The organism is Thauera linaloolentis 47Lol = DSM 12138, assembly GCF_000310205.1.
GTDB classification, from domain to species: domain Bacteria; phylum Pseudomonadota; class Gammaproteobacteria; order Burkholderiales; family Rhodocyclaceae; genus Thauera; species Thauera linaloolentis.
In genome coordinates, this window is the sequence record NZ_AMXE01000097.1 from 1 (window position 1) to 12,063 (window position 12,063).

10 protein-coding genes are annotated in these 12,063 nt (G+C 69.4%); 8 read left to right on the forward strand and 2 right to left on the reverse strand.

Translation table 11 applies throughout. The annotated features are described in order from the left end of the window. Both C666_RS16825 and C666_RS16830 read left to right on the forward strand, forming a co-directional pair. Positions 1-834 (forward strand): ABC transporter permease (locus tag C666_RS16825; RefSeq protein WP_004344367.1); only part of this gene is annotated, 834 nt, incomplete at its 5' end. Between the two features lie 56 nt (positions 835-890). After that, the gene (locus C666_RS16830) at positions 891-1,967 is read left to right on the forward strand and encodes an ABC transporter substrate-binding protein (RefSeq protein WP_004344369.1); all 1,077 of its coding nucleotides are present in this window, start codon (positions 891-893) and stop codon (positions 1,965-1,967) included. Positions 1,968-2,079: 112 nt separating this feature from the next. On the opposite strand, the gene C666_RS16835 is transcribed toward C666_RS16830, so the two are convergent. Both C666_RS16835 and C666_RS16840 read right to left on the reverse strand, forming a co-directional pair. Continuing rightward, positions 2,080-3,729: an FAD-binding protein gene (locus tag C666_RS16835; protein ID WP_004344371.1), complete on the reverse strand. Its 1,650-nt coding sequence runs from the start codon at positions 3,727-3,729 to the stop codon at positions 2,080-2,082. A gap of 54 nt (positions 3,730-3,783) precedes the next feature. After that, positions 3,784-4,071 carry a 4Fe-4S dicluster domain-containing protein gene (locus tag C666_RS16840; RefSeq protein ID WP_004344373.1) on the reverse strand — a complete coding sequence of 96 codons (288 nt, stop codon included), beginning with the start codon at positions 4,069-4,071 and terminating at the stop codon, positions 3,784-3,786. Positions 4,072-4,572: 501 nt separating this feature from the next. On the opposite strand from C666_RS16840, the gene C666_RS16845 reads away from it, so the two are divergent. From C666_RS16845 to C666_RS16870, 6 genes are all read left to right on the forward strand, one after another. Beyond that, the gene (locus C666_RS16845; protein ID WP_162173255.1) at positions 4,573-6,231 is read left to right on the forward strand and encodes an FAD-dependent oxidoreductase; all 1,659 of its coding nucleotides are present in this window, start codon (positions 4,573-4,575) and stop codon (positions 6,229-6,231) included. Then, complete coding sequence (locus C666_RS19960; RefSeq protein WP_004344377.1) at positions 6,228-6,680, forward strand: 4Fe-4S dicluster domain-containing protein; 453 nt, start codon at positions 6,228-6,230, stop codon at positions 6,678-6,680. The genes C666_RS16845 and C666_RS19960 overlap by 4 nt, the downstream gene beginning before the upstream one ends. A gap of 144 nt (positions 6,681-6,824) precedes the next feature. Further along, positions 6,825-9,320, forward strand: a complete 2,496-nt coding sequence (locus C666_RS16855) for a TonB-dependent receptor (protein WP_004344378.1) — start codon at positions 6,825-6,827, stop codon at positions 9,318-9,320. Positions 9,321-9,406: 86 nt separating this feature from the next. Next, complete coding sequence (locus C666_RS16860; RefSeq protein WP_004344380.1) at positions 9,407-10,009, forward strand: nitroreductase family protein; 603 nt, start codon at positions 9,407-9,409, stop codon at positions 10,007-10,009. Positions 10,010-10,100: 91 nt separating this feature from the next. Further along, positions 10,101-10,919 carry an ABC transporter ATP-binding protein gene (locus C666_RS16865; protein WP_004344382.1) on the forward strand — a complete coding sequence of 273 codons (819 nt, stop codon included), beginning with the start codon at positions 10,101-10,103 and terminating at the stop codon, positions 10,917-10,919. Positions 10,920-11,275: 356 nt separating this feature from the next. After that, on the forward strand, positions 11,276-11,929 hold the full coding sequence (locus tag C666_RS16870; protein WP_004344383.1) for an energy transducer TonB: 654 nt from the start codon (positions 11,276-11,278) through the stop codon (positions 11,927-11,929). Positions 11,930-12,063: the final 134 nt, after the last annotated feature.

The following is a 12,063-nucleotide window of genomic DNA, read 5'->3' on the forward strand; positions in this document are numbered from 1 at the left end:
GCGCCGGCCCCTCTCCCCGCCGGTGGTGCGCGGCCGGCGGCCGGGCCATTCACCGCGGCCCCCGGGCGCGTGTGGCGCAGCCGCCACTTCCGCGGGCTGGTGCCGCCTGCGCTGCTGCTGGTGCTGTGGTGGCTGGCCACCACCCACGAATGGGTCAGCCCCCTGGTGCTGGTGCCTTTCGGCCAGCTCTACGATGCGGCGCGCGATCCCCAGGTGTTCTCGTCGCTGGCCGAAGGCATCGTGTCCACCTTCTCCCGGCTGCTGAAGGGCTACGGCGTCGGTGTCGGCGTCGGCCTGCTGCTGGGCATCGGCATGGGCCTGTCGCACGCCTTCGACCGCATCATGGGGCCCAGCTTCCACGCCGTGCGCCAGGTCGCGATCTTGGCCTGGATTCCGCTGCTGACCGCCTGGTTCGGCACCGGCGACCTGTGCAAGATCGTGTTCGTCGCCATCGCCGCGTCCAAGCCGGTGGTGATGGGCGCGTTCGAGGGCGTGCGCAGCACCCCCGCCCAGTTGCTGGAAGTGGGCCGCGTGCTCGGCTTCTCGCGCCTCAAGATGCTGCGCTGGGTGATCCTGCCTTCGTCGGCGCCGTCCATCGTCACCGCGCTGCAGTTGTCGCTGATCTATTCGTGGTTCGCATCCATCGGCGCGGAATACGTGATCGGCGTCATGTCGGGCGGCATCGGCTCGGTGGTGATCGGCGCGCAGGAGCACTTCCGCACCGACATCGTGCTGCTCGGCGTCACCGTGATCGCGGCGACCGGCGTCGCCATGAACAAGGCCCTGCGCAGCCTCCCCGACTACCTGTTCCGCTGGCGCCGCGCGCGCGCTTGAGTACGCGCCGCCCCCGCGGCATTCCCCCTTTTTTTCATCCATCCTCCGGAGGCCCCATGGAACGCCCGCTCCGCATCCCCCCCACCCCCATCCGCATCCGCGCCCTGTTCGCCGCCGCCCTCGCCATGCTGTCCCTGCACGCCGTCGCGGCGGAACTGCCCGCCCGGATCGTGTTCGGCGAAGTCGGCGGCACCAACGTCACCAGCACCGGCGGCAAGCCGGTCAGCAGCGGCCTGGTGGCGCTGGCGGAACACCTCGGCTACTTCGAGGAGGAATTCGGCAAGGGCGGCCCCGCGATCGAGCAGGTGTTCTTCGTCGGCACCGGCCCGGCGCAGAACGAGGCGCTGGCGCAGGGCTCGATCGATTTCGGCACCTACGGCGGCGTGCCCAACGTGATCGGGCTGGCCGGCGGCATTCCGGCCCACATCGTCGCCACCCGCCGCGCCACCGGCTCGGGCACCTACTACCTCGCCGTGCGCTCCGACTCGCCATACCGGACGGTGGCCGACCTCAAGGGCAAGCGCATCACGGTGCAGAAGGGCACCAATCCCTACCGTTCGCTGATCCAGCTGCTGGAAGCCCAGGGCCTGCAGGAGAAGGACATCACCGTTGTCAACCTGCAGGGCCCGGAAGCCCTGGTCGCGTTCAACGCCGGCGCGGTGGATGCGGTGTTTGGCGGCGTCAACCTGCTGATCCAGCGCGACCAGGGCAAGCTGCGCGTGCTGGACGGCACCCGCGACTTCGCCGCCGACAACAGCCAGAGCGGGGTGCTCGTCTCCGGCCGCTTCGAGAAGGCCCACCCCGACGTGGTCAGGCGCGTGGTGAAGATCCTGCTGCGCGCGTCGCACTGGGCGTCGGAGGAAAACAACCGGGAGGCGCTGCTGAAGTTCGTCGCCGCGCGCAGCGTGGGCTACGAATACGTGAAGGAAGACTACGCGGGTTCGCTGAAGGTCCGCTTCAACCCCCTCATCGACGAGAGTTCCTACACCGCCTACGGCGAACTGGTCGCGTTTGGCGTCAAGCACAAGCTGATCCGCCGCGGCGCGGACGACAAGGCCATACGTTCCTGGTTCAAGCCGGAATACCAGCAGGCCGCGCTGAAGGAGCTGCAGCTCGAAAGCTACTGGCGGTAATGCGGCAGGCGTCCGGGACGCGGCACGGCCCCGGACGAAGGAAAGCCGCCGGGGTCTCCAGCGGCTTTCGTTTGGGCACGGCCGGCGGCGCTGCCCGCGCCGGATGCTGCGCTCACGCCGCCGCCTGCCCGGCCTGGGCGCGCAGCGGCTCCCTCGCCAGCCGGATGCCGTCCACGCCGGCGAGCACGATGCGGTCGCGCTGCGCGGCGTCGCTTGCGGGATGGTCGCGCAGGCGGTGCAGGCCCCGCGTCTCGGTGCGCTGGCGCGCCGCGCGATACAGCCAGCGAGCGCCGGCGAGCAAGGCCGCGGTCTCCCGCGCCAGTACCACCTCGCGCACGCCCCCGCCCAGCAGCGTGCCGCGATGGCGCTCCCACAGGCCGTCGAGCCGGCCGGTCGAGGCGTCGATGCCGTCCAGGCTGCGGAACACGTTCTTCTCGATCGGCAGGATCTCGGCCTGCACGGCGGCGCGGAGGTCGTGCAGCGCGTTTGTCGGGCAGGCGCTGCCCGACGGTGCGCGCAGGCCCAGGCCGCCAAGGCCGACGGCCTCATGCCGGCGCAGCGCGCGGCCCGGACCGGCAGCGAACGCGCTCGCCGCGGCGCCGGCCCATTCGCCCGACGCGAGGCACCACGACACCGCCGGACCGGCGCCGCTCATCTGCGCGCCGGTCATGTGGGTGCGGTCGGTGACGTCGCCGGCGGCATAGAGGCCGGGCACGCCGGTGGAAGCCGTGTCATCCACTACCAGGCCGCCGACGCCGCGCACGTGCCCCTCGTACAGCAGCGTCAGCGGAAACCGGTCCTTGAAGGGATCGATGCCGGCCCGGTCGAAGAACTGGAACAGATTGACGGTGCGGCGGGCGAAGCGCTGCATGTCGGGGCCGCCGCGGTTGATGGTGGCCCAGGCGCCGCCGGTTTCCATCACCGCGCGCGCGACGTCGGGCACCGCGCCCCAGCCGTTGACCGGCAGTTCGCGCCCGGCGCCGTCGTAGAAGGTGGCGCTGCCGTACCAGAAGCCCTTGGTGGTCTGGCTGCCAGCCGGCGCGATGCCGTAGTGGCCGCTGAACTCCATGCCCACCAGGCGGGCGCCGGCCTCGGCGCCGAACAGATGGCCGTCGCCGGTGACGCCGTTGGTACCCATCGCCCCGGAACGGAAGGCATTGCCGCCGGTGGCGAGGATCACCGCGCCAGCGCGCACCGCCCAGCTCTGTTCGCTCTGGCGGTTCACCCCGGCGGCGCCGGTGACGACGCCGTCGGCGGCGAGCAGTTCCAGCGCCGGGCTGTGATCGAGGATGCGCACCCCCGCCTTGAGCAGCGCGGTACGCAGGAAGTGGAGCGAATACGGGCCGTTGAAGCTGGTCAGGCGGGGCTCGCCGCCGAAGGGGCTGGCGCCGGGACGGCCGGGGTTGGGTTCGAAACCCATCTCCTGCAGGCGCAGGCTGATGCGGTAGGTTTCGTCGTAGACGCGGCGCGCCAGCACGGGATCGTCCACACCGCCGGCGACGGCACGGCGGCCGTTGACCACCTTGTCGTTGTGCTCGGTCTTGCCCGGCACCGTATGGGCGCCGCCGGCGGTGGCGGCAGCGACCACGCCGGCGGTGCCGACGTAGCCCTTTTCGGCCAGGATCACGCCGGCACCGGCGCGGCGCGCGGCCAGCGCGGCCCAGCAGCCGGCGATGCTGCCGCCGACGACGAGCACGTCGGTACGGAGATGGAGATCGTGGCTGTCGCCATCGACGGTTTGCTGCTGCGGATAAAAGCTCATGCGGTGGTTTCCCGGAATGGGTTGCGGTATGGCGCCTGCCCTGCCCGTGCGCCGTCAGCTTCGGCGTGCACCCGGCGCCCAGCCGGAATTGCGCACATAGCTGCCGATCAGGCCGAGTTCGTCCAGCTCGCCGGCCGACAGGGCTGGCTCGGGACGCGAATACGGCGAGACGTAGAGGGCCGCCGTCGGGCAATAGACCTCGCACAGGAAACAGGTATGGCACTCAGCCTGGCGCGCGATGGCCGGCAGGTCGCCGGGCAAGGCGTCGAAGACCTCGTTCGGGCACACCTGCACGCACTTGTCGCAGCGGATGCAGCGATCATCGAGTATCAGTTCGATCATTGGACGGTCATGGGCGGACTCCGCCGCCTCCGGTCGGAACACGCTGGAACGGGCCGGGATGGCCCTTCGACAGACGGCCCCTGACAAAGCCAGATCCATGCCATCTAGCCGGATCAAGGACTTGGCCGCCCGCCCGCGGCGAAAGTGGTGAACACGCAGCAGCCCGGCGCGGCAACTGCCCGGAATGCAGCACCCCCTGTGCCGCGTCGCTGCCCCTTCTCCATATGCAACACCTGCCTGCGCAAACTGCTGCCGGATCAGCAGCCCTCCTCTCGCGCGCCCTGCCGTAAATTCCAATCAAATAAATTGAAAATCAATCATCAAAAACTACAAGTAACTGAATATAGAAAATAAAACCTATAAAACAATATCCAGTCAGCGCTTTTTCAAGCACCTGGCAAGCTTCATGCTAAGAGGACCTGACTTTCCGCTGCACGGCGGGAAGAGCAAGAGTGCCCACCCTCCAACCGAACGGTTCTCACGAACGACGGGAGCATGCAGATGGCAAACAGCAACATCGTGGATTTCCCCCTGCCGCCAGCGCAGGAAAACTTCGACCTCAACCTGGTCGCCGACGTACTGGTGATCGGAGGCGGCCCGGCCGGCGCCTGGGCGGGGCTGGCCGCCGCCCGTGCCGGCGCCCGCGTCGTCGTCGCCGAAAAAGGCTACCTCGGCACCTCCGGCACCCAGGCCGCGGCGGGGACCGGCGCTTACTACATCAAGCCGGACGACCCGGTGCACCGCGAAGGCATGGTCAACTCACGCCTGCCGATCGCCTTCGGTTTTGCCGAAACCGACTGGATCGAGAAGGTGTACGACCAGAGCTTCATCAACCAGGATCTGATGTCGCGCTGGGGCTACGCCTTTCCGCGCACCCAGGACGGCAACCAGGAGCGCTGGGGCGGCCTGCGCGCCGCCGACGCGGTGCAGTTCCTGCGCCACCAGTTGGAGAAGCATGGCGTGACCATCCTCGACCACAGCCCGGCGCTGGAACTGCTGCTGGCCGACGGTGCCGCCGCCGGCGCCACCGGCTGGAACCGGCGCACCGGCAAGCGCTGGCAGGTGCGCGCCGGCGCGGTGGTGCTGGCCACCGGCGGCACGGCCTTCCGTTCCGGCATCGCCGGCGGCAACAACAACACCGGCGACGGCTACCTGCTCGCGGTCGAGGCCGGAGCGCAATTGTCCGGCATGGAGTTCAGCGGCCAGTACGGCATCGTGCCCAAGGGCAGCGCATGCTCCAAGACCGCGGTATACGGCTCGGCCACGCTGACCGACGCCCATGGCCAGGTGGTGAGCCGTGGCAAGGGCACCACCATCGCCGAGATCCAGACCGGCCACGTCTTCTGCAAGCTGGACAAGTACGACGACATCGGCCGCGAGCGCATCCAGGCCGGGCAGCCGATGACCTTCCAGTACTTCAAGCGCCATCTGCCGATCGACCCCTTCACCCAGGAATACGAGGTCGAGCACATCCTCGAAGGCACCATCCGCGCCTCGGGCGGCATCGAGGTGGGCGACGGCGCCACCACCACGGTTCCCGGCCTGTTCGCCGCCGGCGACACCACCTCGCGCGAGAAGCTGGTCGGCGCCAACCAGTCCGGCGCTGGTCCGGCCACGGCCTGGGCGCTGGCCTCCGGCTCGTGGGCGGGGCACTCGGCGACCCTGTTCGCACGCAAGTACGGCGGCGACGCCGCCACCCGCAAGGTGGCCTATGCCGGTACCGCCGGCCTGCGCCCGACCGAACGCGCACGCGCCGACCTCGATGTGAAGGCGCTGATCGCCGGCGTGCAGGACGAAACCCTGCCGGTGGCCAAGTTCTACCGCCGCGACGGCAAGGCGATGTCCTCCGCGCTGGACAAGCTCGACGGCCTGTGGCGCGACGCGCGCGCCAGCCTGGCCGGCGACAGCGGCCTGCGGGGGGCCGACTACGCGCGCTCGGTGGTGCGCGCACGCGAGGCGGCGGCGATGATCGCGGCGGCACGCTGGATCTTCGCCAGCGCCATCGAGCGCAAGGAAAGCCGCGGCCTGCAGCGCCGTTCGGACTACCCGGTGATCGACGACAAGCAGTACAGCCACGTCATCACCGGCGGGCTGGATCAGGTCTGGGTCAAGCGCAAGCCGGTCTCCGGCAGCGCCCATCTGCACGCGAGGGCGTCATGATCGAGTACGTCTTCGAAGACCTGTGCACCCATTGCGGCAAGTGCGAGGAAGTCTGCCCCACCAACACCTTCGACCTGCGCGCCGACGGCGTGCCGGTGATCGCACGCCAGGAGGAGTGCCACACCTGCTACCTGTGCGAAGCCCACTGCCCGGCCGATGCGCTGTACGTGGGCCCGCTGCGCACGCCGCAGCCGATCGGGCGCGAGGCGATCCTGGCGCTCGGCGTACTGGGCAATTTCCGCCGCGCGGTGGGTTTCGACCGCCATGAGCCGGGCAGCTACTGCTACGCCGGCCAGGAGGACAGCCGCTACGCGCCGGAAGGCAGCCGCATCCAGCGCAGTCCGAACAGCCCGGATGCGGCCATCTACGCCAGCCTGGCGATCGCGCGCGAGCGCGGCCTGGTCGACGTCAGCCAACGGCAGCCGATCAGGGACGAGATCGTCTTGTGAAATAGGCCCGCGGGGCCCGTCGGCCCCGCGGCCAAGCGTTTCCACCCCCATTGCCAGATCCCCCGGCCCTGCCTTGCACAGGCAGGCCAAGGGGGGCTCGTCGCCTGAATTTTCGACAATCCCAAGAGCGAAGGACCCCGCCTCATGCCAGCACACCCCATCCGAACGGAGCGAACCGGCGCCGCCCGGCCAATCCTCAAAGCGCTCTCGCGCCAGATCGCCGCCACCTTGCTGGGCGGCACCCTTGCCGGCGCCGCACTGGCACAGGACGCCAGCGGCACGGCCACCGACGCGGCCGGCGCCGAAACCGCCGCCGATTCCCGGCAGGAACTCGACACCGTGGTGATCCGCGCGCGCAACCGCGAGGAGCGCCTGCAGGACGTGCCGATTCCGGTATCGGTGGTGACCGGCCGCGAGCTGGCCCGCGACAACGCGGTCAACATCACCGACTTCGCCCGCCGCACCACCAACGTACAGGCGGCCGAACTCAACTCCCGCCGCTCCAGCGTCTCCATCCGCGGCGTCGGCAAGAACGTCAACGGCGAGGAGTACGAGGCCGCCGTTGGCGTCATCATCGACAACGTGTTCCAGCCCTATGTCGGCGCCTCGTGGACCAATTTCGCCGACCTGGAGAACATCGAGATCGCCCGCGGCCCGCAAGGCACGCTGCTGGGCAAGAACACCACCCTGGGGGTGCTCAACGTCACCACCCGCAAGCCCAGCTTCACGCCCAGCCACACGGTCGAACTCACCGCCGGCGAACGCGACCTGCGCCGCGTGCAGGGCACCACCACCGGCGCCATCGTCGACGACGTGCTGGCCTACCGCCTGTCCTTCTTCGACGAGAAGGGCGACGGCAGCATCAAGAACGCCAACCAGAACGAATCGACCTGGTACGACCGCAACCGCTCCGGCGTGCGCCTGCAGTTCCTGCTCGTGCCCAGCGAGGACGTGACGGCGCGGATCATCTTCCACCACAGCCGGGCGCGCGAGAACATCAACATGAGCCCCAACGTCGATGACCCGGCGACCTATCTCGACGGCACCCCGCGCCCCATCACGCTCAGTTCGCGCTTCAACCGCAGCTGGTTCGGCGGCTACACCCCGCTGTTCGAGAAGTTCAAGGTGGACGCCAACTACGTGACGCCGTCGATCGACCGGCAGAACGGCTTGTCCGCCGAGGTCAACTGGGAACTGGCCAACCACACGCTGACCTCGATCACCGCGTACAAGGACAACGAGTTCATCGCCGACAACGATTTCGACAAGACCCGCTTCGACATCCGCCGCGGCGGCGGCGCCCGCACCGACCAGAAGCAGTTTTCGGAAGAGCTTCGCCTGACCTCGCGCCCCGGCGAGGCCATCGACTACCAGGTCGGCCTGTACGCGCTGTACAACGCCTTCGACCTGTCCTCGCATACGCCGCTGGGCAGCGATGCCGGCGCCTTCTATGCGAACAACGCGCAGTACAACACGCTGAACGCCGACGCCGCCGGCCGCGAGCTGCTCGGCGCCTCGCTGAACAACGTCTACACGATCCAGAAGAAGAAGCCGGAAACCACCAGCTTCGCCGCATTCGGGCAGTTGAACTGGCACTTCACCGAAAAAGCCACCCTGACCACCGGCCTGCGGCAGACCTGGGAACGCAAGAAGAACACCTGGGAATACGTGGAGCTGGGCCGCGGCGCCAACCTCGACGTGCTCGGCGCCGCCAACGGCGCCAGCGCCGCCCAGATCGCCGCCGCCAAGGCGGTGCGCGCCACCCAGGTCGGTTCCGCCGCCCGCTTCGGCCCCGAGCGCTCGATCGACGACCGCAGCACCGCCACCTCGGTGCTGCTCAGCCCTAGCTACAAGCTCAACGACAACACGCTGCTCTATGCCTCACTCGCGCGCGGGGTGAAATCGGGCGCGGTGAGCTGGAACAATGCCGACGGCACGCCCAACGTCACCGACCCCGAGACCGCGCTCGACCTCGAACTCGGCGCCAAGCTCTCGCTGCTCGACCGCAAGCTCATCCTCAACGTCAACCTCTACGCCACCGACATCAAGGACTTCCAGACCGAGCAGATCGTCAACGACCCCACCACCACCACCGGCACCCGCAACGTGATCGGCAACGCCGAGAAGGTCACGCTGCGCGGCATCGAGTTCGACGGCGCCTACGCGCCGACACCTTCGCTGACGCTGCGCTTCGGCGGGGCGATCAACCATGCCAAGTACGACAGCTACGACGATGCGCCTTGCTCTTCCGATCTGGCGCAGGCGCTGCCCGCCTCTTGCGACTACTCGGGACGCACACTGCCCGGCGCCCCCAAGTACTCCTTCAACCTGGGCGCCGACTACCGCAAGCCGCTGAGCAACGGCCTGGTATTCAACGCCAACATCCACAACAACTACGCGTCGAGGCACAACGTCGCCCTGAACCTGTCGGAATACGGCGAGGAAGACGCCCGCCATCTCACCGACATTGGCATCGGCATCGGCGCCGCCACCGGCGCCTGGCACCTCGGCCTGTACGCGAAGAACGTGTTCGACGTCGAATACGCAGTCGACACCAGCACCTTCACCGGCAACGCCGCGGTGAGCAAGCGCTGGGGCGACCGGCGGCTGGTCGGCGCCACCTTCCGCGCCACTTTCTGACCGAGCACGCCCTTCCCGCGGCGCGCGGACCGGGACGATCCGGCCCGCCGCCGCGGCTTCCCCTTCCCCCAGACGAGGCAACCCCCATGAGCATCCATGAACACCGCCGTACCGAACACGAGATCGACACCCTGTTCGTCTCCCGCTGGTCCACCCGCGCCTTCAGCGGCGAGGAGATCACCGACGCCGAACTCTTCTCCGTGCTGGAAGCAGCGCGCTGGGCGCCGTCCGGCGGCAACGTCCAGCCCTGGCGCTTCATCTATGCCAAGCGCCACTCGCCGGCCTGGCCGGCATTCCTCGGCTTCCTCAACGAAGGCAACCGGCGCTGGGCGGACAAGGCCGCGGCGCTGATCCTGCTGACCTCGCGCACCACCCGCGACCGCGGCGACGGCAGCGGCCAGCAGCCCCTGCGCTCGCATTCCTTCGACGCTGGCGCCGCCTGGTCCAACCTGGCGCACCAGGCGCGCCTGCAGGGCCTGAGCACCCGCGCCATCGGCGGCTTCGATCAGGACTCCGCCCGCCGTGAGGTCGGCGTGCCGCCCGACCACGCGCTGGAGATCGTCATCGCCCTCGGACGGCCGGACGCCAACAAGTCCGGGCTGCCCGACGACCTGCGCGAGAAGGATGTGCCAAACGACCGCCTGCCGCTCGCGGCGCTGGTGGCCGCCGACCGCTTCAGCTTCGCCTGACCCCCCATCGCAATCCTGCCCGCCGCAGGGGCCGCGCCAGCACCCCGGCACGGCCCGCCAGCGGCGCCCCCCGGCCCCACAAGGAGATAGCGTGACCCGTACCGTGCAGCAGCGCCCCGCCGCGCCCGAACCCAGCGCCCCGCAGGCCGTGGCCGACGCGGGCCCCGACGTCATCCTCGAACTGGAAGGCGTGGGCAAGACCTTCCACGTCGACGCACAGCCCCTCGAAGTCCTGCGCGACATCGACCTGCAGGTCAGGCCGGCGGAATTCGTCTGCCTGGTGGGCGCCTCGGGCTGCGGCAAGTCCACCATCCTGCGCCTCATCGTCGGCCTGGAAACCCCTTCTTCGGGGCGCCTCAGCGTCGCCGGCAGGACCATCGACGGCCCCGGCCTCGACCGCGGCATCGTCTTCCAGGAACACCGGCTGTTCCCCTGGCTCACGGTGGAGCAGAACGTGCTGCTCGGGCTGGATGCGATCGCGCTGCCCGATGAGGAAAAGAAACGGGCGGTGGCCGACCACATTCGCCTGGTGGGACTCGAAGGCTTCGAGAAGGCTTTCCCCGGCCAGCTCTCCGGCGGCATGTCGCAGCGCGCGGCGATCGCCCGCGGCCTGGTGGCGCGGCCGCAGATCCTGCTTCTGGACGAACCGCTGGGGGCACTCGACGCGCTGACCCGCACCTATCTGCAGGAAGAACTGCTGCGCATCTGGGAGCAGAACCGCATCACCACCATCATGGTGACCCACGACGTCGAGGAGGCGGTGTATCTCTCCGACCGCGTGGTCGTCCTCGACCCGCGCCCGGGACGCATCCGCACGGTGATCGACGTCGACCTGCCGCGCCCGCGCGCACGCGGCAGCGCCGCCTTTGCCGCCGCCAAGGATGCGGTGCTGAGCGAACTGCGCCACTGAACGGAGCCCGGCAGGCCGCTGTCCGTGGCGCCCGCCGTCATCGTCATGGCACACCCCATGGTGGCCGGAGCCGGCCACCGGCGGATGCGCCCTGGTCCGCCGCACACGCTGCTGCTGCTGCAACACCTCTGCGGCCGCCCATGATGCCCGGCCACCACCCGCATCGTTCCCTGCGTCTCGCCGCGCCGCCGAAAAGCCCATAAAGCATTAAAAAAACCTTTTCACAACAAGCAGCTTCCCCAAGACAGCAAGAAAACGAGCGTTCTGGCACGAAGCCTGCTGGAAGGATAAGGGCGGGAACATTCCCGCCGGCGGCGCGTACCGCATGCGCACAGCCAGAAACACAGGAAGCCCCAATGAGTTACGCCACCCAGCAACGCGACCCTCGCCGCCACCTGACCGGCATCGCCTTCGTCGTCCTGTTCCATCTCCTGCTCGCCTACGGTCTGGCCAGCGGCCTCGCGCGCGAAGTCGTCAAGGTTTTCAAGGCGCCGCTGGACGTGCGCCTGATCGAGGAGATCAAGCCCGCCCCGCCCCCCGAGCCACCGCCCCCGCCGCCACCACCCAGGAAGATCGTCGCCAAGCCCCGGCCGGCCCCGCCGCCGCCGGCCTACGTGCCCCCGCCCGAGGTCCAGGTCCAGGCACCCGCCGAGCCCGCGCCCACCATCGCCGTCATCCAGGCCGAGCCGCCTTCGCCCCCGGCACCGCCCGCACCCGCCGCACCGCCGGCCCCGGTCGCCGCCGCCATCGGCGTCACCTGCCCCAACCATCTCAGCATCCGCTCCGCCGTCCCCTATCCGCCGCAGGCGCTGCGGCTGGGCAAGAGCGGCGAGGTCCTCGTCGAGTTCATCGTCGCCGCCGACGGCGCCATCGGCAACGTGCGCATCGTCCGCTCCTCGGATGCCGTCTTCGAGCGCGCCGCCACCAACGCCGTCGCCCGCTTCAAGTGCGTCGGACAGGGACGGCCCGTGCGCGTCACCGTCCCCTTCCAGTTCGCGCTGGACAACTGAGCCGCGTCACACGCTGGCCACGATTCAACCCTTCTTGCCGGAGAACAACCATGTCACGCACCCCCTTCGTCCGCACGGCCGCACGCCTGCGCCAGCTTCTTGCCACCGCCGCACTCGCCCTGGCCCTGGCGCCG

What these genes read in the sequence shown, in the direction of transcription:
- C666_RS16835 (WP_004344371.1), bottom strand. Translation starts at nt 3,729, where the DNA reads ATGAGCTTTTATCCGCAGCAGCAAACCGTCGATGGCGACAGCCACGAT.
- C666_RS16830 (WP_004344369.1), top strand. Translation starts at nt 891, where the DNA reads ATGGAACGCCCGCTCCGCATCCCCCCCACCCCCATCCGCATCCGCGCC.
- C666_RS16840 (WP_004344373.1), bottom strand. Translation starts at nt 4,071, where the DNA reads ATGATCGAACTGATACTCGATGATCGCTGCATCCGCTGCGACAAGTGC.
- C666_RS16845 (WP_162173255.1), top strand. Translation starts at nt 4,573, where the DNA reads ATGGCAAACAGCAACATCGTGGATTTCCCCCTGCCGCCAGCGCAGGAA.
- C666_RS16855 (WP_004344378.1), top strand. Translation starts at nt 6,825, where the DNA reads ATGCCAGCACACCCCATCCGAACGGAGCGAACCGGCGCCGCCCGGCCA.
- C666_RS16870 (WP_004344383.1), top strand. Translation starts at nt 11,276, where the DNA reads ATGAGTTACGCCACCCAGCAACGCGACCCTCGCCGCCACCTGACCGGC.
- C666_RS19960 (WP_004344377.1), top strand. Translation starts at nt 6,228, where the DNA reads ATGATCGAGTACGTCTTCGAAGACCTGTGCACCCATTGCGGCAAGTGC.
- C666_RS16860 (WP_004344380.1), top strand. Translation starts at nt 9,407, where the DNA reads ATGAGCATCCATGAACACCGCCGTACCGAACACGAGATCGACACCCTG.